20 protein-coding genes are annotated in these 25,455 nt (G+C 45.8%); 11 read left to right on the top strand and 9 right to left on the bottom strand.

Features of this window, described 5'->3' with window-relative positions; translation table 11 throughout:
• Positions 1–13: 13 nt before the first annotated feature.
• Both pta and LZU85_RS09485 read right to left on the bottom strand, forming a co-directional pair.
• Positions 14–2,158, bottom strand: coding sequence for a phosphate acetyltransferase (gene pta, locus LZU85_RS09490; protein WP_176297234.1), 2,145 nt, complete (start codon positions 2,156–2,158; stop codon positions 14–16).
• A gap of 138 nt (positions 2,159–2,296) precedes the next feature.
• Positions 2,297–3,493 carry an acetate kinase gene (locus LZU85_RS09485; RefSeq protein WP_176297235.1) on the bottom strand — a complete coding sequence of 399 codons (1,197 nt, stop codon included), beginning with the start codon at positions 3,491–3,493 and terminating at the stop codon, positions 2,297–2,299.
• A 343-nt stretch (positions 3,494–3,836) separates the two neighbouring features.
• Here LZU85_RS09485 and yfbV point away from each other — a divergent pair, with 343 nt between their 5' ends.
• From yfbV to LZU85_RS09455, 6 genes are all read left to right on the top strand, one after another.
• Positions 3,837–4,289 carry a terminus macrodomain insulation protein YfbV gene (gene yfbV, locus LZU85_RS09480; protein ID WP_176297236.1) on the top strand — a complete coding sequence of 151 codons (453 nt, stop codon included), beginning with the start codon at positions 3,837–3,839 and terminating at the stop codon, positions 4,287–4,289.
• Positions 4,290–4,552: 263 nt separating this feature from the next.
• A complete protein-coding gene (locus LZU85_RS09475) occupies positions 4,553–5,518 on the top strand; it encodes an ABC transporter substrate-binding protein (protein ID WP_176297237.1) in 966 nt (321 codons plus the stop codon).
• A gap of 60 nt (positions 5,519–5,578) precedes the next feature.
• Positions 5,579–6,511 carry an ABC transporter permease gene (locus LZU85_RS09470; protein ID WP_080536404.1) on the top strand — a complete coding sequence of 311 codons (933 nt, stop codon included), beginning with the start codon at positions 5,579–5,581 and terminating at the stop codon, positions 6,509–6,511.
• Positions 6,508–7,302 (top strand): ABC transporter ATP-binding protein, encoded by a 795-nt coding sequence (locus tag LZU85_RS09465; RefSeq protein ID WP_176297239.1) that lies wholly within the window; start codon positions 6,508–6,510, stop codon positions 7,300–7,302. Before LZU85_RS09470 ends, LZU85_RS09465 begins: the two co-directional genes overlap by 4 nt.
• 142 nt (positions 7,303–7,444) lie before the next feature.
• Positions 7,445–9,283 carry a maltodextrin glucosidase gene (malZ, locus tag LZU85_RS09460; protein WP_237286945.1) on the top strand — a complete coding sequence of 613 codons (1,839 nt, stop codon included), beginning with the start codon at positions 7,445–7,447 and terminating at the stop codon, positions 9,281–9,283.
• A 111-nt stretch (positions 9,284–9,394) separates the two neighbouring features.
• Entirely contained in the window at positions 9,395–10,888 is a 1,494-nt protein-coding gene (locus tag LZU85_RS09455) for a sensor domain-containing diguanylate cyclase (RefSeq protein ID WP_237286944.1), read from the top strand.
• On the opposite strand, the gene dusC is transcribed toward LZU85_RS09455, so the two are convergent.
• Positions 10,858–11,814 (bottom strand): tRNA dihydrouridine(16) synthase DusC, encoded by a 957-nt coding sequence (dusC, locus tag LZU85_RS09450; RefSeq protein WP_176297242.1) that lies wholly within the window; start codon positions 11,812–11,814, stop codon positions 10,858–10,860. The genes LZU85_RS09455 and dusC overlap by 31 nt on opposite strands.
• 159 nt (positions 11,815–11,973) lie before the next feature.
• Here dusC and LZU85_RS09445 point away from each other — a divergent pair, with 159 nt between their 5' ends.
• Positions 11,974–12,582 carry an SEC-C metal-binding domain-containing protein gene (locus tag LZU85_RS09445; protein WP_237286943.1) on the top strand — a complete coding sequence of 203 codons (609 nt, stop codon included), beginning with the start codon at positions 11,974–11,976 and terminating at the stop codon, positions 12,580–12,582.
• Positions 12,583–12,660: 78 nt separating this feature from the next.
• Here LZU85_RS09445 and dsbB read toward each other — a convergent pair whose 3' ends face one another.
• Together dsbB and nhaB are read right to left on the bottom strand one after the other, a co-directional pair.
• Entirely contained in the window at positions 12,661–13,179 is a 519-nt protein-coding gene (gene dsbB / locus LZU85_RS09440) for a disulfide bond formation protein DsbB (RefSeq protein ID WP_072616033.1), read from the bottom strand.
• Between the two features lie 87 nt (positions 13,180–13,266).
• Complete coding sequence (gene nhaB / locus LZU85_RS09435; protein ID WP_176297244.1) at positions 13,267–14,856, bottom strand: Na(+)/H(+) antiporter NhaB; 1,590 nt, start codon at positions 14,854–14,856, stop codon at positions 13,267–13,269.
• 638 nt (positions 14,857–15,494) lie between these two features.
• Here nhaB and fadR point away from each other — a divergent pair.
• Positions 15,495–16,334, top strand: coding sequence for a fatty acid metabolism transcriptional regulator FadR (gene fadR, locus LZU85_RS09430; RefSeq protein ID WP_176297245.1), 840 nt, complete (start codon positions 15,495–15,497; stop codon positions 16,332–16,334).
• Positions 16,335–16,404: 70 nt separating this feature from the next.
• Here the strand turns inward: fadR and LZU85_RS09425 are convergent, their stop codons facing one another.
• Both LZU85_RS09425 and metG read right to left on the bottom strand, forming a co-directional pair.
• Positions 16,405–17,211 carry a hypothetical protein gene (locus LZU85_RS09425; RefSeq protein ID WP_176297246.1) on the bottom strand — a complete coding sequence of 269 codons (807 nt, stop codon included), beginning with the start codon at positions 17,209–17,211 and terminating at the stop codon, positions 16,405–16,407.
• Between the two features lie 198 nt (positions 17,212–17,409).
• On the bottom strand, positions 17,410–19,482 hold the full coding sequence (gene metG, locus LZU85_RS09420) for a methionine--tRNA ligase (RefSeq protein WP_103198124.1): 2,073 nt from the start codon (positions 19,480–19,482) through the stop codon (positions 17,410–17,412).
• A 156-nt stretch (positions 19,483–19,638) separates the two neighbouring features.
• On the opposite strand from metG, the gene apbC reads away from it, so the two are divergent.
• The 3 genes from apbC to LZU85_RS09405 all read left to right on the top strand — a co-directional run bounded on the left by apbC (position 19,639) and on the right by LZU85_RS09405 (position 23,793).
• Entirely contained in the window at positions 19,639–20,718 is a 1,080-nt protein-coding gene (gene apbC, locus LZU85_RS09415) for an iron-sulfur cluster carrier protein ApbC (protein WP_237286942.1), read from the top strand.
• Between the two features lie 182 nt (positions 20,719–20,900).
• Positions 20,901–21,542, top strand: coding sequence for a uridine kinase (gene udk / locus LZU85_RS09410; protein ID WP_011080832.1), 642 nt, complete (start codon positions 20,901–20,903; stop codon positions 21,540–21,542).
• 142 nt (positions 21,543–21,684) lie between these two features.
• Positions 21,685–23,793, top strand: coding sequence for an AsmA family protein (locus tag LZU85_RS09405; protein ID WP_237286941.1), 2,109 nt, complete (start codon positions 21,685–21,687; stop codon positions 23,791–23,793).
• 84 nt (positions 23,794–23,877) lie between these two features.
• On the opposite strand, the gene LZU85_RS09400 is transcribed toward LZU85_RS09405, so the two are convergent.
• Both LZU85_RS09400 and cobO read right to left on the bottom strand, forming a co-directional pair.
• On the bottom strand, positions 23,878–24,621 hold the full coding sequence (locus tag LZU85_RS09400) for a substrate-binding periplasmic protein (protein WP_176297249.1): 744 nt from the start codon (positions 24,619–24,621) through the stop codon (positions 23,878–23,880).
• 164 nt (positions 24,622–24,785) lie between these two features.
• A complete protein-coding gene (cobO, locus tag LZU85_RS09395) occupies positions 24,786–25,427 on the bottom strand; it encodes a cob(I)yrinic acid a,c-diamide adenosyltransferase (RefSeq protein ID WP_237286940.1) in 642 nt (213 codons plus the stop codon).
• Positions 25,428–25,455 lie beyond the last annotated feature (28 nt).

Here is a 25,455-nt window from a genome sequence, read left to right as displayed (position 1 = left end):
AAGATTCAGTGGATTATTGCTGATCTTGAGTCGCTTGGATTGCAGTTAGAGCGATGGTGTAGACGATATCGTCGACTAGCGCACCACGAGACAGGTCGTTTACCGGCTTGCGCATACCTTGCAGCATTGGACCGATAGAAACAAGGTCTGCTGAACGTTGTACCGCTTTGTAAGTCGTGTTACCCGTGTTGAGGTCTGGGAATACGAATACAGTCGCTTTACCTGCTACTGGAGAGTTAGGCGCTTTAGACGCTGCCACGTTTTCCATGATAGCTGCGTCGTACTGCAGAGGACCGTCGATGATCAGATCAGGACGTTTCTCTTGAGCCAGTTTGGTCGCTTCACGTACTTTATCAACGTCTGCACCCTTACCAGATTCACCAGTCGAGTAAGAGATCATTGCTACGCGTGGGTCGATGCCAAAGGCTGCTGCCGAATCCGCAGATTGAATCGCGATTTCTGCAAGCTGTTCTGCCGTTGGATCCGGGTTGATCGCACAGTCACCGTAAACCAGTACTTGATCAGGCAGAAGCATGAAGAATACAGAAGATACGATAGACGCATTTGGTGCAGTCTTGATGATTTGGAACGGAGGAACGATGGTGTTTGCCGTCGTGTGAACCGCGCCAGATACTAGACCGTCAACTTCGTTGTTCTCAAGCATCATAGTGCCTAGGAACACAGAATCTTGAAGCTTCTCACGAGCGACAACTTCCGTCATGCCTTTCGAGCCACGTAGCTCAACAAGACGAGCAACGTAGTTTTCGCGAATCGCGTCTGCATCGATGATCTTAACGCCAGCGCCCAGTTCAACACCTTGCTGTGCTGCCACGCGCTTGATCTCTTCAGGGTTACCTAGCAGCACACATTCTGCGATACCGCGTTCAGCACAGATCGCTGCCGCTTTCACAGTACGTGGCTCGTCACCTTCAGGAAGAACGATGCGTTTACCCGCTTTACGAGCAAGCTCAGTCAACTGGTAACGGAATGCTGGAGGACTTAGACGACGAGAACGCTCAGTACCTTCCGTCATTGACTCAATCCAGTTGCCATCGATGTGACCCGCAACGTGGTCGTTGATGAACTCGATACGCTCTTTATCGTCTGCAGGTACTTCTAGGCTGAAGCTCTGTAAATTGAGCGAAGTCTGCCAAGTGTTACCTTGTGCTTTGAAAATAGGAAGACCAGTTTCAAAAGCTGGCTTACATAGGTTTTCGATCTCTTTAGGAATATCGTAACCGCCAGTCAGTAGTACCGCACCGATTTCCACGCCGTTCATTGCCGCTAGAGAAGCCGCAACGATAACGTCTGGACGGTCTGCTGAAGTCACAAGCAGTGAGCCTGGCTTGAAGTGCTCAATCATGTGTGGCAGAGAACGTGCACAGAAGGTGATGCTCTTGATACGACGAGTATTGATGTCGCCTTCGTTGATCACTTCTGCTTTCAGATGCTTCGCCATATCGATTGCACGAGTTGCAATCAGATTGATGCTCCATGGCACACAACCTAGAACGCGAATTGGGCTAGAGTTGAAGATCTGCATCACTTCTAGCTGGTTTTGTTTCGCGCTGTCTGCGTCATCGAAGATCTCTGATAGATCAGGACGCGTACGGCCTGCTTCATCAACTGGCGCGTTTAGCTTGTTGATGATAACACCAGAGATGTTTTTGTTTTTCGTGCCACCGAAGTTTGAACAAGCCACTTCGATACGCTCTTTTAGCTGTGCTGGGTTGTCAGTGCCTGGGGTCGCCACGAGAACAATTTCAGCACCAAGTGTTGCTGCGATTTCCGCGTTCACTTGGTTAGCAAATGGGTGCTTACGAGTAGGGACAAGACCTTCGATTAGCGTAACGTCTGCATCTTTATTAATTTGGTTGTAACGTTCTACAACCGTTTCTAGCAGTTCGTCCATGTTGTCGTTACCGATGAGGCTTTCAGCAACAGACATTAACAATGGCTCGCCAATCTTCATACCTACGTTGGTACGAACGATGGTAGTGGTAAGATCCGGCAGATCACCGCCACTACGTGGTTGTGCGATAGGCTTGTAGAAAGAAACTTTAACACCTTTGCGCTCCATGGCGCGAAGGATACCCATGCTTACGCTAGTAAGACCAACACCAGCACTCGCAGGGATAAGCATAATAGTACGGGACATCAGAGAAAGTACCTTTAACTATTGGGGGATTTAAAGCTTTACTGCTTATGGTTTGGCGGACCAAACAATAGGAGTGAAGCCCCAGATTCTTTATCAAAAAGAAATCTGGCTAGCCCGAAGGCTAGCCAGAGAAGTCAATTAAAGACCTGCTAGGCGAGCAGTGTCTTCTGCAATAACTAGCTCTTCGTTAGTCGAGATAACCATTGCTGGGATACGGCTGTTTGCTGTTGTGATAACGCCTTCGCCGCCGAAACGTGCTTTTAGGTTTGCTTCGCTGTCCACTTCGATACCGAAGATGCCTAGGCGGTTAAGAACCATTTCACGGATTGGTGCAGAGTTTTCACCGATACCACCAGTGAAAGTGATTGCGTCTAGACGACCTTCTAGAGTGGCAGTGTAACCAGCAACGTATTTCGCTAGGCGGTGGCAGAATACGTCCATCGCACGAGTTGCTTCTTCTTTTTGACCGTAGTTGTCTTCAACGAAACGGCAGTCAGAAGTCACTTCAGTTAGACCAGCAAGACCAGACTCTTTGGTTAGCATCGTGTTGATTTTCTCAACAGAGTAGCCAAGCGCATCGTGTAGGTGGAAGATGATCGCAGGATCGATGTCACCACAACGAGTACCCATTACTAGACCTTCAAGTGGGGTTAGACCCATTGAAGTATCAACAGATTTGCCGTTTTTCACTGCACAAACAGATGCACCGTTACCTAGGTGACAGTTGATGATGTTTACTTCTTCAACTGGCTTGTTTAGTAGGTTTGCAACTTCACGCGTGATGAATAGGTGCGAAGTGCCGTGCATGCCGTAACGACGGATGCCGTGCTCTTTGTATAGGTTGTATGGAAGTGCGTATAGGTACGCTTCTTCTGGCATTGTTTGGTGGAAAGCGGTGTCAAACACAGCAACGTTTTTCAGTGCAGGGAAAGACTTTTGAGCGGCTTTGATACCAATGATGTGCGCAGGGTTGTGAAGAGGAGCAAGCGTTGCACAATCTTCAATACCTTTAAGAACTTCGTCAGTGATTAGAGCTGATTGAGTGAACTGCTCACCACCGTGTACGACGCGGTGACCGATTGCAGCTAGGTTTTCAGAAAGCTCTGGCTTAGAAGCAAGAATAGTTTCTACCATGAACGCTAGTGCTTCTTCGTGTGCTGCACCGTTACCTAGTTGAGCTTCGTGCTTACCATCAAGTTTCCACTTGATGCGAGCTTCAGGAAGGTGAAGACATTCAGCAAGACCTGAAAGATGCTCTGCACCATTCTCGGCATCAACAACAGCAAATTTAAGAGAAGAACTACCGCAGTTTAAAACTAAAACTAGCTTAGACATGTGTGACTACCTGTTATTCGTCTGATATAAGATCAGTTAAGGATGAAAAATCATTCACAAGAATAGACGATGCAACCAAAGCTGCGCACTAATCTTGGTCAAAAAACTTTCAATTTCCGTATTTTTGAGAAAGTGGTGATTCGTATCACCACTAGCGCTATCCATTGCAGAGGCTCTTCAAAGTTGCTTAATTTGTAAATAACGGCAACAATGAGATTGAGGGTTCGCGAAGGATAGCGATAATGGGCAATGATAACAAAAAAAATTTGAAAGAATATTAACTTTCATCAATTTTTTGCGTTTTCAGTTGAAGTCTTCAACTAATTTTTAGTGAGAGAGCAGTATGAACAATAAAGTCGGACTTGCCCACAGTCTGAGAGATGGGCAAAAGTACATGGATACTTGGCCGATGCGCAAAGAGCTGAGCGCCATCTTTCCTGAGCAACGCATTATCAAAGCAACGCGTTTTGGCATTAAAGTGATGCCAGCGATAGCAGCCATCAGCGTCCTGACTCAAATGGCGTTCAACAATTATCAAGCACTGCCTCAAGCGATTGTCATGGCTTTATTTGCACTGAGTTTGCCTTTGCAAGGAATGTGGTGGTTAGGCCATCGCTCCAACACTCTATTGCCGCCCGCGCTGGCCACTTGGTATCGAGAGTTGCATCAGAAAATCGTCGAAAGTGGTTTGGCACTAGAACCGCTTAAATCCCGCCCTCGTTACAAAGAGTTGGCGCATACCTTAAACCGCGCTTTCCGTCACTTAGATAAATCTGCACTCGAGCGTTGGTTCTAAGTTTCCACTGGTTCAAAAAGATCGTTAACGGGCAGCCAATCGGGTTGCCCGTTTTGTTTTTATCTGCTGAGTGACCGTCATTTATCTCTCACTTTGTTGTGTTTCTGTTAAATCCTGCTTTCCTAATTGAGAAGTTGCTGGTAATAATGTCACTCAGATGTACAAAAAGTGCACAAAAATAATTGCTTAACCTTGCTCGTCTAGAGTGGAGGTTTCGTGATACCACACAACATCCCAACCTATGCTGAATTCAAGGAGTCAAGATGAAAGCAGGAAAACTGATCGCCACGGCTGTTCTTGCCGGTGCTGCTTTAATTTCTTCCCATTCTGTGATGGCAAAAACTGCCAAAGTTGCCGTTTCACAAATCGTTGAACACCCGGCACTTGATGCCACACGACAAGGCCTTTTAGATGGACTAAAAGCAAAAGGGTATGTCGAAGGCAAAAACCTCGAGTTTGATTACAAAACAGCGCAAGGCAATCCAGCGATTGCGGTGCAAATTGCTCGTCAGTTTGTGGGGGAAAACCCGGATGTCTTAGTTGGCATCGCAACCCCGACGGCTCAAGCATTGGTCTCGGCCACGCGCTCTATTCCAGTTGTATTTACTGCCGTTACTGACCCGGTTGGCGCAAAACTGGTGAAATCCATGGAGCAACCGGGGAAAAACGTCACTGGTCTTTCCGATCTTTCACCGGTATCTCAGCACGTCGACCTTATTAAAGAACTATTGCCTAATGCCAAAGCGATTGGTGTGGTGTACAACCCAGGCGAAGCAAATGCGGTTACCTTGGTTGAGCTATTGAAAAAAAGCGCCGCTGAAAAAGGCCTAAAAGTGGTGGAATCGACAGCGCTAAAAAGTGCTGATGTGCAATCTGCTACTCAAGCGATCGCTGCAAAATCTGACGTGATTTACGCCCCAACGGATAACACTGTTGCCAGTGCGATTGAAGGGATGATTGTCGCGGCGAATCAAGCGAAAAAACCGGTATTTGGTGGTGCGACTTCTTATGTTGAGAAAGGGGCGATAGCAGGCTTAGGCTTCGATTACTACCAAGTTGGCGTGCAAACGGCGGATTACGTTGCTGCGATCTTGGAAGGTCAAGAACCAGGTAAGCTCGACGTGAAAGTGGCTACGGGATCCGATCTTGTAGTGAATCAGGGCACGGCAGAAAAACTAGGCATTACTATTCCAGCCTCTGTGCTTTCTCGAGCCACAGACGTCAAATAAAATCCTATCTAGGGCCGACGGAGATTCGGCCCTTTGTTAGAGCAGAATAAAGGAGTTGCTATGTCTGCTTTTGCGTTTTTCGGTGCGCTAGAAATTGGCTTACTTTACGGCTTAGTTGCCTTGGGGGTGTACTTAACCTTTAGGGTTCTCGACTTTCCGGATTTGAGTGTCGATGGCAGTTTCCCGATGGGTGCTGCGGTTGCGGCCACCGCCATCGTTGCGGGTGTGAATCCATGGTTAGCCACCGGGATGGCCATTCTTGCTGGTGCTATGACTGGTTGGGTGACCGCTTTTTTGGCGGTGCGTTGCGGTATTCTTCATCTTTTGGCTTCCATCCTAACCATGATTGCGGCGTTCTCCATCAACATTCGTATTATGGGGCGACCAAACTTAGCGTTACTCGGTGAAGAGACCATTTTGACCCCATTTGAAAGCTTGGGTGACCCCATGTTCATCCGTCCACTGGTGGTCGGTATTCTCGTTTTGATCTCCTCTTGGCTGGTGGTGCGACTGCTCAACAGTGATTTTGGTTTAGGCTTACGTGCTACAGGCGTTAACGCGCGTATGGTGCGCGCACAAGGTGGTAGTACCTCTTTTTACACCTATTTTGGCCTTGCACTGTCGAATGGCTTTGTCGGTTTCGCTGGTGCGTTATTTGCGCAAACCAACAGTTTTGCCGATGTGACGTCGGGTGTCGGGACCATAGTAGTGGGTTTGGCTGCAGTGATTTTGGGACAAACGTTGATTCCGGGACGAAAAATTTGGGTTGCCGTTGTCGCGGTCATCGTCGGCTCAGTGCTCTACCGTTTGGCGGTGGCCTTTGCTCTAAGTTCTGGCATGTTTGGTTTGCAAGCGTCGGATCTCAATTTAGTCACCGCAGTGCTGGTTGCCATCGCGTTGATTGCGCCCAAACTAAAAGGCAACATGGTGATAAAAAAGCCCGTTAACTCAGGGGCGAGTGGTGGCAAACAGAAGTCAGGAGGTGCGCTATGATTCGTTTGGAAGATATTCAGGTCACCTTTAATCGAGGCACCATTTTAGAAAATCGTGCGCTACGTGGTGTCATGCTCGAAGTACCAGAGCATCAGTTTTTGACGGTGATAGGTTCTAACGGGGCGGGTAAATCGACCTTACTTGGCGCAGTGACAGGTGAAACGCCTATGGTGGGCGGCAAAGTATTGATCGATGACGTCGATGTGACATCACAAACGGTTGACCAACGAGCCTCTCTTTGTGCACGGGTGTTCCAAGACCCGCTTGCAGGCACCTGTGGCGCGTTAACCATTGAAGAAAACATGGCGCTCGCGTACATGCGTGGAAAAAAGCGAGGTTGGCACTTATCGCTCTCAGCAAAGCGTCGCAAACTGTTCCAAGAGCGGATCAGTATTTTGGGGCTAGGGTTAGAAGATCGTTTGGGTGACAGTATTGGTCTTCTTTCTGGCGGACAACGTCAGGCAGTAAGCCTTGTGATGGCCACATTGTCAGACAGCAAACTGTTACTGCTTGATGAGCATACAGCAGCACTTGATCCCCGCATGGCGGCATTCATCATTGATCTCACCAAACGGATCGTCAGAGAGTTTAACCTGACCGTTATGATGGTGACGCACTCGATGAAAGACGCGTTGGCGTGTGGCGATCGCACAGTCATGCTGCACCAAGGTGAAATTGTGCTGGATGTCGCTGGTGAGCAGCGAGAGGGGATGCAGGTGAAAGATCTCCTCGAGATGTTCTCTAAAGTGCGTGGCGAAGAGTTGGCCGACGATAGCTTGTTGCTCAATTAGTTTTTATCTACGCCCTACGCGTCCTCCTACCGATAGTGATCTCCCCTTGAAAAATAACGTGATTTTTATTTATCAAGGGGGGATGTTGCCCAGCGCTGTGCTTTTAGAATGGTATGAAATACCGATTAAAAGAGTACTCGCAATGACCCTACCTTTTCTTTTTCATGCGCAAACGCCGGATTATTTCCGCGTTGAGAATCAAATCGCTCACGTTACCTTAAGAACTCAGCCTGAAGGAATTCAAGCCGTCTACCTGCGGCACGAGCCTGACAATGAAGAGTACTTAGTAGAAATGCAGCGAGTCTCTAAGTTAGGGGAACTCGATGGCTGGCAAGCGTCATTCCCTTTGAATAAAGACCGAGAGATCACCCAGTACGTTTTCAAAGTGATCACAGAAGGTGCCACCGTCTGGTTAGACGCTCGTGGCGTACAGAAACGGATGCCAGGCAGCGAGTACCATTTCAAATACAACCAATCTCATCAGCCGCCAGAGTGGGTGAGTGAGCAGATTTTCTACCAAATTTTCCCTGATCGCTTCTGTAATGGTAACCCAGAGATCAGCGTTAGAAGTGGCGAATATTCGGTAAAAAATGGCACACGTCCTGTGGTCGCAAAAGAGTGGGGAGTAGCCGTTGATAAACACAATGGCTATGGGGGTTGTGAGTTTTATGGCGGGGATTTGGCTGGCATTCGCAGCAAACTGGATTACCTGCAAACCTTAGGCGTGACAGCGCTCTATCTCAATCCAATTTTTTCGGCGCCAAGCAATCACAAATACGACACCACCGATTACTTAACCATTGATCCGCATTTGGGAAGCAATCAAGAGTTTGCAGAGTTGAGCGAAGCGCTTCATCAACGCGGTATGAAAATTGTGCTTGATGCTGTTTTCAATCACACCTCATGTGAGCACCCTTGGTTTGACAAAAATGGGGTAGGTGAGATGGGGGCCTATCACCACATCGAATCGCCGTATCGCCACTATTATTTTTTCGAAGACGGTAGCCAAAATTATATTGGCTGGAAGGGCGTTGACAGCTTACCAGTACTGAATTTTGAAAATGCGGAGGTACGTAATTACATTTATGCCAGCGAACACGCGGCCATTCGCCACTGGTTGAAAGCACCTTATCGAATCGATGGTTGGCGTTTTGACGTGATCCACATGCTTGGAGAAGGTGAAGGGGCGCGCAACAATGCCTACTATGTTAAGCAGTTCCGCAATGCGACTAAACAAGAAAACCCTCAAGCTTATGTATTGGGGGAGCATTTCTTTGAGGCGAGCAAGTGGCTCCAAGGCGATCAAGAAGACGGCTCGATGAATTACTACGGCTTTGCGCATCCAGTGAGAGCATTATTGGCCAAAAAAGACATTGCCTACCATCCTATTGAGATCGACTGCATCGACTTTGTTGATTGGCTAAATGAATCACGCGCTAAAGTACCTTGGCTTAACCAGCTCAGCCAGTTCAATCAACTCGACAGCCACGACACCGCACGTTTTATTACCTTGTTGGAAAATGACCAAGCGCGCATGAACATTGCTCTCGGCTTGCTGTTCACTTATGTCGGAACCCCTTGTATCTATTATGGTAGTGAAGTTGGACAGGAAGGTGAGAATGACCCAGATAACCGCCGCTGTTTCCCGTGGGAGCGTGTTGGTCATGTGGAGACATTCCAATATCACCAACGTCTAATTGAACTTCGCAAAACGTCTAAGGCGCTGCAGCAAGGATCGATCCAATTTTTGCATGTTGAGCCAACGTCGTTCAGTTTTGCTCGTCAGTATGGTGACGACACTCTGCTTGTGATGGTCAACTTAGATACGAAGGCATGTTGTATGACGCTGCCAATTTGGCAACTTGGAAAGTCGCAAGGACGTCTGATTTCCCTATTGGGTAATGAAAGTGCTTTGCAAGTAAATGGTAAAGTTGTGGTTAATATCTCTTCTGAATCCATTCAAATTTGGCAACTTGAGTGACACTTAGCGCTCAATCCATTAATATTCGTTTAATTCCTAAATAAATGACACCAGCCCTTTGACGTTCAGAGTCGTCAAAGGGCTTCGTTTATCGGCAATCATGGTTATCGAATGAGTATTAAAAGACAATTTAGCCGACGCTTTGTGGTTTTGTTTCCTGCGTTGATTTTTTTTACTGTGATGTGTATCACGGTAAAAAGCTATTACGATTCGGTAAACCGAAACATTGCTGAAGAGTATGATCGTATCAATAGAACGCTGAATCGAAGTGTAAAAATGTTAGCGGCCTTGGAGTACAGTTTTAGCAACTATACCAATGGTGGCTATTCCATCTTAAGTCATCACAACTCAAAAATAGAAAATGGACTTTGCTTCATTTGGCCAATAGATCCACTACTAAGAGCAGAAGGCATGGTTGAAGATCAACCTGATGTGGATATTAACTACATGTTGGTTGGCGATACCTCATTGTGTGAGTTAAATAGCGAGCTCAGTTTGCATGCCAGCAATAAGATGAGTTTTGCACCGTCGCTTTCTTTTCTTCATGACATAGAACCTTTTGTCGTCGGCATTCTTTATGTCGATGAGCAGGGGTATCTCATGACTTCTCCAGACAGCTATGCTAACACTTTCACTACTGAACTGTTAAATACACTCAAAGCAAGACCATTTTGGCAAAAAACCGCCAACTCTGCGGGGAAGGTAACGTTCTCTGGACCGGGTTATGAAATCAATGTAGGTGCCGTTGATAGCGAAAGCCGTTACTCACTAACGATCCCTGTTTTTGATCATGGCAAGCACAAAGGCATGTTGATGATGACGCTCGATACTACGTCATTATTGCAAAGTAACAAGCGGTTGGGTGGAAGCATTCATTTTGCGAATCTAAGCAGACCGTTGCCAAAGAACGCATTGCTTGTTAAAGACGTGGAACAGCCAAGGGTAGTGGATAATCACGCGCTATACTATGGGTTTTCGTGGCAGCAAGAACTACAAAACTTTTTTGTTTATGAACGATACAGTGTGATTGCCGCGGTATTTATTTACTTACTTTCCACGTTTACTCTGTTTTTGGCGAATACGCGCACCGAGCGTCAGTATTTTAAAGAGCTCGCCACCAAAGATCCGATGACAGGGTTGTTAAATCGGCGCGGGATGCAAGCGGTATGGCGTAATAAAATTTCTAAGAAAAAGATTGCGCTTGCAGTGTTCGACATTGACGACTTTAAATCGATCAATGATAGCCATGGCCATGATGTGGGCGATGAAGCGATCAAATTAGTGGCCAATTGCATTAAAGACAATATTCGCCAATGCGATGTTGCATCTCGATTTGGCGGTGAAGAGTTTGTCATTACCCTTTATGGCGATGAGTGCGATGGCATGGAGAAAGTACTAGCGAGAGTTCGTGAAGCCGTTAATGAACGGTCACCTCAAGTGGTGAGACACGGTTTTACCATTTCAGCAGGCGTGGTGATACGTGAAATGGGCGCAGGTGACAGCTTTGACGCTTTATTCAAAGCTGCCGATGACAGTCTTTACCAAGCGAAAAATAGTGGTAAAGACAAAATTGTTTACTGTGCCACCTCGAGCTGTTCGCGATAGCGATGCAGATGCTCAACGATGCTTTCCACTTGCGTCAAGGTGCGAATGTCGCGGAATAGGTCAGCCGCTTGTGGGTACGCTTGGCGCAAATAAGCAAACCACTGCTTGATACGATTTGGGTAATATTTCCCTTTGTCGCCACGCACTTCGTATTGGGTGTATTTGAGCAATAAATCCACCACTTCGTGCCACGGCATTGCTCGGTGATTGTGCTTAACGATATTACCTAGATTCGGCACGTTTAATGCGCCACGGCACACCATCAAAGAATCGATGCCAGTGGTTTCAATGCAGGCTTGACCGTCGGCATAGTTCCAGATTTCGCCATTTGCAATCAAAGGAATCGTGGAACGTTGGCGGATTTGGTCAATGTAATCCCATTTGATTTCACTCGCTTTATAGCCGCCAGCTTTGGTTCTTGCATGGACGGTTAATTCATCCGCTTTGCCTTGTTCTACCGCGTCCACAATCTCGAAACAATCTTCCGGGTTTTCCCAACCCAAACGAATTTTGGCGGAAACAGGAATGTGCGAGGGCACTGCATCACGACACGCTTTGACCACTTGATAGATCAGTTCTGGGTGTTGCAGCAGCGCTGCGCCCCCTTTGCTCTGATTGACCATTTTTGCCGGACAACCAAAGTTTAGATCGATACCATGTGCCCCGAGCTGCGCGGCGCGGATAGCATTTTCGGCCATCCAGTGGGGATCTTGGCCTAACAGCTGCACTTTGACAGGAACACCATTTTTTGTTTTTGACCCTTGTTTCAGTTCAGGGCAGAGGCGATAAAACACATGGTCTGGGAGTGGTTGGCTGACAACGCGAACAAACTCAGTGACACAAAAATCGTAGTCATTGATTTCGGTAAGCATCTCTCGCATCAGGTGGTCGAGCACACCTTCCATCGGTCCCAATATCACTCGCATTTTTACTCTGGCCTCTCAAAAAATGAGGCGCGATTGTAGCGATTCACCGAGAGCTTGTCACGAGAAGAGGCAAGGAGAGAGGCTTTTCATGATTTAATCCCCCCATTTACTTTGCTTAGGTATATAATCCGGCCAAATTGAACAACAAGTGTTTCAACGATGCAATATCAACTAATTGAACTCAATGACGCTTCCAGCCAGGCTTCTGCTTGGTTTATTGAAGGCGCGGTTTTGGCGGCGAACTTAACGATTCAACCGACCGATCCTGATACTTGGTTAACCGAGTTGCTGGGGGATGTGTCTGCCGAGCTTCGCGCGGCTGTGACGGAGCAAATTCATAAGCAGCATAATCGGATTTTACGCAATGAATATTCATTGCTCGAACTCGTAAGCGATAAAAGAGATAACTTGGCCGACTTTGCTGAGGGTTTTATGTCTTTGTGGCCAAGAGTTGAAGAGCAATGGCAATCCGCCATCGTCAATGACGGCACTCAACGCATGATGCAGGCGCTCTTTACCAGCTTTATGTTGGCTATTGATGAAGAGGGTACTCAACAGCAAATGCGCGCAGCGGGAATTGAAGCGCCACCCGCTTTGAGCGATTTCATTGGCCAAATGGATTTGATGATCAACGAAGTGGCGCTTGCCGCCGATGAACTGATGGTCGGAAACAAATCACAAAGTTTGAATCCTTTCAAAGGAGTAGGGCGAAACGACCCTTGTCCTTGTCAAAGTGGCAAAAAATTCAAACAGTGTTGTGGCCAATAATCAACAAGCGACAAAAAAACAGCCGACTCTGAATGAGTCGGCTGTTTTTTTTAACTGCAATCCGAGTCAGCGTCGGAACTATTTTGATTTGAAAAACTGAGCAATAACGATAAATGCGAGCGCCACTAGGTTGCCAGCAAAAATAATCACCAACCATTGTGGCATCGAAAGTGTCATGAACTGCCATACGATTTTGCTACAGTCGCCATAGGCTTCAAACATCCAAGGCGCCCATTGATTCAGTGGAGCCCAATCTGGGAAGGTGACGAACAGATCACAAGTAGCAAAAGGCGATGGATTAAACTGGTAATCAACGTGTTGTAATGACAACGCCAACCCTTTGTAAGCGCTGGCTCCCCAAGCCGCCAAACCTAACCAACGAACAAGTGGGTTATTGGGTGCAATCAGGCCAAAGAGTGCCGCGCCACCCACGCCAAGCATCGCCACGCGCTCATAAATACACATCACACAGGGTGACAGCATCATCACATGCTGAAAGAACAGCGCCGCTCCCTCAAAAAAGACCACAAAGAATAGCAATAGCAGCCATGAGATTCTGTTTTTTGAAAACTGATTGAGTGATGCAAATAAATTCACTTCTAAAATCCTTTGTATGTTCAATAAAAAAGCTCTGAATACTCAGAGCTTTTTATCTCGGATAAGTTTCTTTAGCAAACTAAAAATTTAATGTCCGCCAGAAACTGCGTGAGTTGCCTCACCCACATGGTGAGCAATCCAACCTGCGTCGTAAAACCAAGCTGTCATAGGCTCAAGTAAGAAGACGATGCCGAACAAGCCAACCAGAGCCAGTACAATCGTGTATGGCAGAGCCATGATAACCATCTTGCCGTAAGACAGACGAATCAATGGTGCGAGTGCTGAAGTCAACAAGAATAGGAACGCCGCTTGGCCGTTTGGTGTGGCCACTGAAGGTAAGTTAGTACCTGTGTTAATCGCGACCGCAAGCAAATCAAACTGATCGCGAGTCACTAAACCTTCCACCAAGGCGCTTTTCACTTCATTGATGTAGACCGTGCCAACAAAGACATTGTCTGACACCATCGAAAGCAAACCGTTTGCTACGTAGAACATCGCCAACTGTGTGCCTTTGTCTTCCACTGCAAGCACTGCGTCGATAACTGGCTTAAACAACTCTTGGTCGATGATTACCGCCACGATAGAGAAGAAAACCGCAAGAAGTGCCGTAAATGGCAGTGCTTCTTCAAACGCTTTACCAAGAGAGTGCTCTTCGATAACACCTGTAAATGCGGTTGCTAAAATGATCACCGACAGGCCGATCAAACCCACTGCCGCAAGATGCAGTGCTAGGCCAACAATCAACCAAACTGCAATGAGACTTTGAACCCACAGCTTTGCAACGTCTTGATTGGTTCGAGCCTTACGCTCTTCGTTATCAAACTCAACAAGAATATGGCGAACGTTGTCAGGTAACTCAGCGCCATAGCCAAACACTTTCAGTTTTTCTATCGCAAAACAGGTGAGCAAACCACAGATGAACACAGGTAAAGTGACGGGAGACATGCGAATTAAAAACTCGCCGAATAGCCAGCTTGCTTGATCAGCGATGATCAAGTTTTGAGGTTCACCCACCATGGTGGTAACACCACCGAGCGCAGTACCGACACCGGCATGCATCAGTAATGAACGCAAGAAAGCACGGTAGTTTTCCAAATCATCGCGGGTCAGTTCAGTAAGGTGTTCATCTTGGGTATGATCGTGATCAGTACTGACGCCCTTACCCGATGCCACTTTGTGATAAATTGAATAAAAGCCGACTGCTACGCTGATGACAACCGCGATAACAGTTAGTGCATCCAAAAATGCTGACAAGAAAGCCGCTGCAAAGCAAAACGCGAGTGATAGGAGAGCTTTTGAGCGAATACCTAACAAAATCTTGGTAAAGATGAATAGCAACAATTGCTTCATGAAGTAGATACCTGCCACCATAAAGACAAGCAGTAACAGTACTTCGATATTCGCTACGAGTTCGTGTTTGACTTGATCTGCACTTGTCATGCCAATCACAACAGCCTGAATTGCGAGTAAGCCGCCAGGTTGAAGAGGATAACATTTAAGCGCCATCGCTAAAGTGAAAATAAATTCCACAACAAGCAACCAGCCAGCTATAAATGGATCAACCAAGAAAAAAACAATCGGGTTAATGATTAAAAAAGAAATGATGGCAATTTTATACCAATCAGGCGCCTTACCTAGAAAATTCTTGATAAAAGCGTTTCCGAGCGACATCGGCATGATAAATCTCTTATTAACTTATATATGAATAGACACTACAACATAGTGCTTAAGCCTATGCTTTAAAGAAGAAATATCTATCTTTATAAACAATAACTTAGAAAAACAACAATCCTTGTGAAAATGTAGTCTTGCCAAGTTACTTCCCTTGAACTTAAGCACCGCTCTTTTTTCGCCCGCAACTGTACTCTCAAGTAACATTTAGTCAACAGGAAATCCCAATCCTGTCTTCATTTGCTGACTTAATTTCGCAAAACGCGATCGAAGTAGCACAAGTATATCATGCAAACTATGCAAAAGTTCGCTTATCATCATAATTTACGTTCAAAGCATAAAAAAGTTAATTTAAGAAAGAGTATTAATCGATTAACTCAATTTTAATTTGCAATTTATGAATTTAAAAATGTGACCTATTACCCTTTATTTGTTCTAGCTTTGTGCATGGCCTTCCCACTGTAAAATGTATTTTTTGACGACTTCCAGATTCAGCAAAGACATTTTTTGCTCATTTTAACTTAGAGTGTTTGCTCTATATTGCGAATTGGTTGCATTTTGTGATAGTAAATTTTCGCAAATGAAGAAGTAGTGGTATGATGAGTGCCATTCGACCCAAAACAAATATTGGAACAACAAATATAATGGTCATTAAGGCAAAGAGCCCTGCAGGCTTTGCAGAGAAGTACATCATAGAAAGTATCTGGAATGGGCGTTTCCCTCCAGGTTCAATTTTACCTGCTGAGCGTGAACTGTCTGAACTGATTGGTGTTACGCGTACCACACTACGTGAGGTTTTACAAAGACTTGCTCGTGATGGTTGGTTGACGATTCAACATGGTAAGCCAACCAAAGTGAATCAGTTTATGGAAACCTCGGGTTTGCACATTCTTGATACGCTGATGACACTAGACGTTGATAACGCAACAAATATCGTTGAAGATTTGCTTGCAGCACGTACAAATATCAGCCCGATATTCATGCGCTATGCCTTTAAAGTGAATAAAGAGAACTCTGAGCGTACAATCAAAACCGTTATTGATTCATGCGAACAATTGGTTGCCGCTGAATCTTGGGATGCATTTTTGTCATCGTCTCCTTATGCAGACAAAATTCAACAGAATATAAAAGAAGACAATGAGAAAGATGAAGCGAAACGCCAAGAAATCTTGATTGCGAAGACCTTCAACTTTTACGACTACATGCTGTTCCAACGCTTGGCGTTTCATTCAGGCAACCAAATTTATGGTCTGATCTTTAACGGTTTGAAGAAGCTTTATGACAGAGTGGGGAGTTTTTACTTCTCCAATCCAGCATCTCGTGAGTTAGCCCTCAAATTCTATCGTCAACTGCTGCTGACGTGTGAGTCAGGACAGCGTGAACAGTTACCAGCGTTGATTCGTCAATACGGTATTGAGAGTGCGATGATTTGGAACGAGATGAAAAAGCAGCTGCCAACCAATTTCACCGAAGATGATTGCTAGCGAGCTTTAGTTAAGAGATAAAAAGCAAACCCACATGGGTTTGCTTTTTTGTATCAACAACGTCGCTGTATTATGCTATCGCTAACTTTGGCAAAGGAAGATATAGGCTTTCTATCATCTCATCGAGCATATTGTCGTAGCATTGGAAAATGATCGTTGAAATCTGCGATGTGAGCTCATAAATCGCCACTTTGCTGATTTTTCTCATCTCTCCCTGTGCATGGGCTTCTAAGGTGCGTGTGAGCTCAGAGCCAAATGGAGAAGCAATAGTGAGTGGGCTAACTAAAGAGAGTTGGTTTAATCTTCTCAACACTCTTTCCGCGTTGAACTGAAAGCGTTCAATGCCTTGTGGTTGGTGTATCTCTTGAATCACAATTCTCAATTGTGTTAGGGCATCAAGGTTTTCAATCACCACTTGCCAGTGGCAATGATATTCTTCAATCAATTCATCACGTTCGCATTCCGATAGCCATGCAACCGTCGTTTCATCAATTAGGTACAAAGAGTGACGAATCAGCTTTCCATGTAGAAGTTGATTTCTTGCGATACTTTGCTCACACCAAGTACCAAACAGAGATTGAAACTGGTTCAATAAGATTCGATACAAGGCTTTATTATCATGTGGGGCAATATCGATAAGGATTTGGCACTTATTGATGATCTCTACTTGAACATGCCTCAGTTCATTGGAATGAACTTGTTTATAGAGCAAGCTCAAATGCGTAGCAGTCCGGTGCTGTCTGGCGAGCTGAACGATTTCTCGCAAGGTCGCGACAGTGAGATATTTGTTCTCTTGGTGGCGCTCACGTTTGTGTGCAAGATAGAAAAGTGACGCTAGTATCACTACCGATACCAAGGCTGAAAGGAAAGTAAACATAACAGGCTCCTTGTCTGTCTTTATCTGACGTTGTTAGGAGCAGTTTTAATGCCATATTAAATCTCTTTATAAAACAATGAGATGAAATATTCCGACTTGAGTCTATGGTTAATTTGGTGCATCAGATGCACTAATAATGTGATTTTGGGCACAAAAAAGCCCTGCGGGTGCAGGGCTTTGAAATATTGAAGCGTTGAATTACATCACGCGCATGCCTGGCTGCGCGCCTTCATGTGGTTCAAGGATCCAAAGATCTTTGCCACCAGGGCCTGCCGCTAGGATCATGCCCTCAGACATACCAAACTTCATCTTACGTGGTTTCAAGTTCGCCACAACCACTGTGTACTTGCCGACAAGATCTTCAGGATTGTACGCCGCTTTGATACCAGAGAAGACTTGACGCATTTCACCGCCGATATCCAATTGGAATTTCAACAGTTTGTCAGCTTTTGGCACCGATTCACAAGAAACGATTTTGGCAATACGAAGGTCCACTTTTGCGAAGTCATCAAACTCAATTTCTTCGGCAATGGGATCTTTGCTTAGCTCGGTCTCTTGAGCTGCATTAGAGGCTTCTGCTTTCTCTTTTGCCGCCATTTCAGCCGCCGCATCTTCTTTTGATGCTTCAATCATGGCTTCAATGTTTTTCGGATCGATACGATTGAACAGCGCTTTAAACGCAGTAATTTCGTGTGCTGTTAATGGCTGAGCAACACCTTCCCAGGTTAGCTCTTCATTCAAGAAGGCTTCAGTGCGAGCTGCAAGAGCAGGCATAACTGGCTTCAAGTAAGTCATTAGAACGCGGAACAGGTTAATACCAACAGAACAGATTTCCTGAAGTTCCTGATCTTTGCCTTCTTGTTTTGCCACAACCCAAGGCGCTTTTTCATCAACGTATTGGTTAGCTTTGTCCGCCAACGCGGTGATTTCACGGATCGCACGACCAAACTCACGCGCTTCGTAAAGTTCAGCAATACGGTCTGCTGCGGCAACAAATTCGTTGTAAAGCTCTGGTTCGACGAAGTTTTCAGCGAGCTTTCCTTCAAAGCGTTTCGCAATGAAGCCTGCATTACGTGATGCTAGGTTAACAATTTTGTTTACGACGTCAGCGTTTACGCGCTGAGTAAAGTCTTCAAGGTTAAGGTCTAGGTCATCAATGCGGCTGTTTAGCTTCGCTGCGTAGTAGTAACGCAGACACTCTGGATCAAGGTGCTCAAGGTAAGTGCTCGCTTTCACGAACGTACCTTTAGACTTCGACATCTTCGCACCGTTTACGGTTACATAGCCGTGAACAAAAACGTTGTTTGGCTTACGGAAACCAGAGCCATCTAGCATTGCTGGCCAGAACAGGCTGTGGAAGTAAACGATGTCTTTACCGATGAAGTGGTAAAGTTCTGTTTTACTGTCTTTATTCCAGTATTCATCGAAATCAAGATCATCACGCTTATCACAGAGGTTTTTGAATGAACCCATGTAGCCGATTGGCGCATCTAGCCAAACGTAGAAAAACTTGTCTTTTTCGCCTGGAATTTCAAAACCGAAGTAAGGTGCATCACGTGAGATATCCCACTGCTGCAGACCAGACTCAAACCATTCTTGCATTTTGTTTGCGGTTTCAGTTTGCAGAGAGCCAGAGCGAGTCCACTCTTTTAGCATGCTTTCAAACTGAGGCAGGTCGAAGAAGAAGTGCTCTGAATCTTTCATCACTGGCGTCGCGCCTGAGACGGCAGATTTTGGATTGATCAATTCTGTTGGGCTGTAGGTTTCGCCACAAGCATCACAGTTGTCACCGTATTGATCTTCAGACTTACACTTCGGACACGTTCCCTTCACGAAACGATCGGGTAGGAACATCTCTTTTTCAGGGTCGAACAACTGAGAAATAGTACGGCTTGAAATAAAGCCATTTTTTTTCAGTTGCAGATAAATGTGAGACGCCAGTTCACGGTTCTCATCGGAATGCGTGCTGTGATAGTTATCGAAACTAATATCAAAGCCAGCGAAATCTTTTTGGTGCTCGATGCTCACCGCAGCAATCATCTCTTCTGGAGACATACCCATCTGTTGCGCTTTAAGCATAATTGGCGTGCCGTGAGCGTCGTCAGCACAGATGAAGTTTACAATGTTGCCGCGTAGGCGTTGGTAACGAACCCAAATGTCCGCTTGGATATGCTCAAGCATATGGCCAAGGTGGATCGAACCGTTAGCGTACGGAAGGGCACAAGTTACCAGCAATTTCCTTGGGGGAAAGTTTCTTGGATCGTTTGCCATACTTAATATTCGCTTATCTCGATAGGTATAAAAATTGATTGGTAATACTAACTCAGGAAACCTTTAAGTCCAAGGTGCTGACAAGGATAATCACCTGGTTTTTTTGGGGTTCAGTCAGACAAGACTCGGTGATAGGATGTCGAAAAAGGAGGAGTTATGCATCAGTTCACTTCTAAACAAGAATTTTGTCATTGGTTGAATCAGTTTGAGCACGAAACGTTAGCTCCGCGATGGAGCGAAGTGCATGGTGTTGTGATGGTTCAAGCGGATGGCACTTTCGCCATTCAGCTCCCATTTGCTGCCCAGCAACTTCAAGACGCGCTCAGCGAGTGGATCGTTCAGCAACAGCAGCGTGGTGCGGTTCCACCGTTTGCTTTCACGGTAGGTCAGCAAGTTAAGGCGTTAGAAACTCAAGTTTCTCAGTCTGTCCGTGGGGTTAAGAATATTATTGCCGTCACGTCCGCTAAAGGCGGTGTGGGTAAATCAACCACAGCGGTGAATTTGGCACTAGCGATCGCTTCTCAAGGCGCAAAGGTGGGATTGCTAGACGCGGATATCTACGGACCTTCTTTGCCTATCATGTTGGGGAGTGTCGATCAAAGACCGGATGTTCGTGACGGTAAATGGATGCAGCCGATCCTCGTGCACGGCATCTACACCAACTCTATTGGTTACTTGGTGGATAAGAATGAAGCGGCCATTTGGCGTGGGCCGATGGCATCTAAAGCGCTCTCTCAATTACTGAATGAAACTGAGTGGCCAGATTTGGATTATTTAGTGATTGATATGCCTCCCGGCACTGGGGATATTCAGTTAACTCTTTCACAGCAAATTCCCGTTACGACCAGTGTTATCGTCACCACACCGCAGGACCTGGCGTTAGCCGATGCGAAGAAGGGCGCCGCGATGTTTGAAAAGATTGGCATTCCCGTGGCAGGGATTGTAGAAAACATGAGTTACCATATTTGCAGTCAATGCGGTGCCAAAGAGCACATTTTTGGCCAAGGTGGCGCGATGCAAATGGCTCAACAATTTGGCTTATCTTTGTTGGCGCAAGTGCCATTGCATATCAGTGTTCGTGAAGATCTCGACTCGGGTGTGCCAACGGTGGTCGCAAGGCCAGACAGCGAGCACGGCAGAATATACCGTCAGCTTGCTTTGCAGATATGCAGTTCGATGTATTGGAATGGTAAGGCAAAGCCTGAAACGATCCTGTTTACCCGTATAGACGGATGATTTTATTACGAGTTAAAGAATAAATAATGACCAGGTAAACGTTTGCCTGGTTTATTATTCTTCGTAGTACACACAATGCACCACGAAACTGGGAAAAGCGACTAGTATCTAATGAGTGAACTCCTTATAATCAGGCGGTTTATCTTATTCCCACTGCAAAAAATCATCATCGGGTGCAACTAATGTCTGAAAAAAGTCAATGCGTCATCGTCGGTATTGCTGGCGCTTCTGCTTCTGGTAAAAGCCTCATCGCCAGTACGATTTATAACGAACTACGTGCAAAGGTGGGAGACCATCAAATCGGTGTGATTACGGAAGATTGCTACTATAACGACCAAAGCCATCTGAGTATGGAAGAGCGCGTTAAAACGAACTATGACCACCCGAATGCACTTGATCACGATCTTCTTTGTGAACACTTAGAAAAGTTAATGAAAGGCGAGTCGGTTGAAGTACCTGAATACAGCTACACGGAGCACACTCGTACTGAAAACACCACTACGATGACACCAAAGAAGGTGATCATTCTAGAAGGCATCCTGCTTCTAACGGATCCTCGTCTGCGTGATTTGATGCATGCGACAGTGTTTATGGACACGCCACTTGATATCTGTTTACTTCGCCGTGTGAAACGCGATGTGGAAGAGCGTGGTCGTACGATGGAATCGGTACTCAAACAGTATCAAAAAACCGTTCGCCCAATGTTTATGCAGTTTATTGAGCCGTCTAAACAGTACGCAGATATCATCGTTCCACGTGGTGGTAAAAACCGCATCGCGATTGACGTACTGAAAGCGCACATTGCAAAACTATTGAAAGCTTAAGTCATTGTCTTGTCAGCGAGCTTTATTTTTATTTAAGAAAGTGGCACTTTAAGTGCCACTTTCTTTTTTTGGAGCAAGAACTGCGTAAAATAGGTGTTATCTCTGTTCTTGTCTCAACTCTTGCATGCAAAGGAATACGCATATGAAAAAACTGTTCCTTATTGTGGCTGCGCCTATCGCGGTTGTCGTGATGGCTGCGATAGCGCTAGTGACCTTAGTGAACCCCAATCAATTTAAACCGCTGATCACCGAACAAGTGGCCAAGCAAACGGGTTTAGAATTGGTGATTGAAGGCGACATTGAATGGCAATTTTTTCCTTCGATTGGTTTTTCTCTAGGCAAAACGGAATTAAAGAATCCTCAGGGCTTTTCTCAAGAAAACTTGTTTAAAGTTGAGAGCGTTGGGATCGATATCTCGGTGATGCCTCTACTTGATAAAGTCTTGCAAATTGGTGATGTTCGCCTTGATGGTGCGGAATTCCATCTAGAGACGCGTAAAGATGGGCAAAAGAATATTGATGCGCTAACTCAGCAGCAGCAAGCGCAACAAGAAACGGCTCAGCAAGAGGTGAGCTCGGAGCCCACTACGGATGCTCCACAGCAAGCTGGCGCAGCGGCAGAGTGGCGTATTGAGTTGGCTGGGATCTCGGTGAGCAATGCCAAACTCGTTAACCAAGATCGACAAGCAGGTACTTCACTTGAACTCTATGATGTGAATTTCTCACTTTCAGAGTTCGCCTTTGAGCAATGGACCAAAGCGGAATTTTCAGCCAAAGGAAAAAACAACCAGCAACAGTTCAGTGCAAATGGCAAGCTTGAATTTCAGTTGGCGCAAGATTTGTCTTCTTATGCTCTGCGTAATATCGAGCTAAACAGCCAGTTTAGCGATCCTGCCACGAAGATGGATACCATCAAGTTGGTACTGGACACCTTCGAGTTTGATAAAGACAACGCACTGACATTTGAAATCAAAGGCCAAGCATCGGGGATGGAGCTTTCGGCCAATGGCTCGGCGCAGTTGCATGTGGACGCAGCCATCAGCACAGTGATGGTGAAGGCATTCCAGTTGGAGTCACAATTAAATGGGAAATCACTGCCTCAATCGCCAATGAAGGTGACAATGAGCTCTGAGGTGACCTTTGATGTGCCAAGCAGCCATCTATCGCTTGTGCTGAATAAACTAACCGCCAACGCCATTGCATTAGACGGTAAAGCCGATGTGACGTTAGCTGAGATTCCGAAAGTGCGCTTTTCACTGCACAGCCCAGAGATTGATCTCGATGAATTTCTCGGCCTAACGCAGCCATCGCAAGAAACCGCAAGCACAAACAGCAGCAATGACAAAAACGCGCATCCAGAGGCAAATAACGAAGTCGAGCCTGACCTAAGTGCATTAAAAACGTTGGATGTGATTGGCCAAGTGAGTATTGATAAGTTCAAAGCCAACAATGCCAAGCTGCAAAATGTCATCACCAAGTTCACGGTGAACCGTGGTATCGCGACCTTAGATCGTTTTGATGCCAATCTGTATCAAGGTTCTATCAACGCCAGCGCGAAACTGGATGCACGTCGATCACCCGCTACCTATAGTGTAAAAAAACGCATCAAAGGTGTTCAGGTGCAACCGCTGTTGGTGGACGTGGCACAAAACGACAAGTTGGAAGGTACTGGCAATATCGATGTTGATGTTAACGGATCAAGCTTAACGCCAAGCGGTATTCAGAAAAACCTTGTCGGTACAGTTGAAATCAATTTTGCTGATGGTGCCGTCAATGGCATTAACGTCGCGCAGATGATTCGTGAAAACTACGCCAAGATTAAAGGTGAAAAGTTAGACGCCACCGAAGGGGTGCAAAAAACCGACTTCAGTTCAATGACGGCAACGTTGATGTTGAACAAAGGCAAGGTGACAACCAATAACATGCACATGCAATCTCCGCTACTGCGTATTCGTGGGAAAGGAGAAGCAAACTACATCAATCAAACGGTTGATTTTACGGTCAGTACTTCGATTGTGGGATCGCTAGAAGGCCAAGGCGGTAAGGACATCGATGAACTGAGAGACGTAACAATTCCTATCAACATTTCAGGCAGTTGGGCGGATCCAAAATTCAAGTTGGTGTTTGATGATGTGTTTAAGCAAAAAGCCCAAAAAGAGATTGATCGCGGAGTCGAGAAGCTGACCGATAAGATCAAGGATGAGAAAACCAAAGAGGCGGTCGATGGTTTATTGAAAGGGCTATTTAAGTAGGAAACGCCTAGTAAGAAAGCCAGTGCACGATCTGAGTCACTGGCTTTTCAATAGAGTACCGGTAGAGTTTGCTCAGACTTTCAATTATTTAGGTTTGGAGCTAGTGTAGCGTTTTCTGATTTCTTGATACTCCTGAGAAGCTTGAAGCTCTTCCAAGGCTTGTTGCCATTGAGCGAGAACTTTAGGGTTAGTGCCTTTTGAAAAGGCGATGTACAAATCGATATCAAACAAGCTAATATTTGAACGAACAACACTACTGGTCTCCCCCCCTTGCGCTTCCAACAGGCTTGGCATCGCAAACTCTCCAGCAACCATTGCAGTTACTCTGTTGTGAAGTAAAAGCCTTGCATTTTCGGTCGGTTGTGTCGTTACCCAGAGGTTAGTAAATCCTAAGTCAATTAATGTTTGATGCTCAGGATAGTTTGCTGTTACAGCGATACTCTCCCACTGCTTTGCGCTGGTAATGTCTTCTTGTGACGAATCAAAACTGTCATTGTGATAGAGATAGACGCCATCTGACAATATTGGTCCAACCCACTCGAACTTGTCGTTACGAGCTGGTGTGCGTGCAACACAAAAGAGTGCTCTGTTAGGCATAAGTTCAAGCTGTTTGATTGCACGAGACCAAGGGAGAACTTGAATCTCGCTCTCCAGATCAAGTTTTTTTGCTAACTGCTGAACAATCTCTACGCCAATGCCAGTTAGTTTTCCGTCTGCATCGTAAAAACCAAAAGGGGCGAAATCTTCGGTCATGATGGTAATTTTGGCATTGATGGAAAAGGTCAAAAAGCAACACACGAGCAGCAGCGTGGTTTGAATCTTTGACATACTCATACCTCAAATTCTTAAAATGTGTTTCTTGTTTAGCATAGTTGAGAAACAGTGAGGTTTGTTATTTTGTGAGCGAGATGACGCGAATCCCACTAAAGCAATTGACGAAGGTAGGGCCCATGCCACTACCCATTGATACTCGACGCTAAACTGGCGTTGTTTTACCAATCCACCCCTTTAAGTGCTTTAATGCCAGATTCAAAAGCGTGTTTCACGTTCTTCACTTCTGACACTGTGTCTGCCATTTCAATTAAGGTGCGATGAGCGCCGCGGCCTGTGATGATGACCGATTGCATTTTTGGGCGAGCGTTGAGCGCTTCGACCACTTCCTCTAGCTCGATATAGCCGTAACTGATCATGTAGGTTAGCTCATCAAAGAGTACAACATCGATCGAATTGTCTTGCAGCATACGCTGACACTCTTTCCATACCTTTTGAGCGGCTTGAGTATCGCTCTCTTTGTTTTGTGTTTCCCACGTGAAGCCTGTCGCCATCACTTGAAATTCAACACCGAGCTTTTCCAGTAAGTTACGCTCACCATTGTCCCAAGTTCCTTTAATGTACTGAGCGACGGCACATTTTTTCCCGTGCCCAACTGCGCGAGCGATGGTGCCAAAACCGGAGGTTGATTTACCTTTTCCGTTGCCAGTGATGACGAGAAGCAGTCCCTTTTCTTCCTGAGCTTGAGCGATTTTAGCGTCGACTTGCTCTTTCACCTTTTGTTGGCGCTCTTTGTGTCGCTGAGCCTTAACTTGCTCTGTGGATAGGCTTTCGCTTGATGCGCTTTCGTTAGACATAGACATCCCTTTTCAGCTTTTTGATTTTGCGGCT

Source organism: Vibrio floridensis (genome assembly GCF_021852965.1).
GTDB classification, from domain to species: domain Bacteria; phylum Pseudomonadota; class Gammaproteobacteria; order Enterobacterales; family Vibrionaceae; genus Vibrio; species Vibrio floridensis.
Note: the sequence above shows the minus strand (reverse complement) of the source record. Positions and strands in the feature narration are given on the sequence as shown.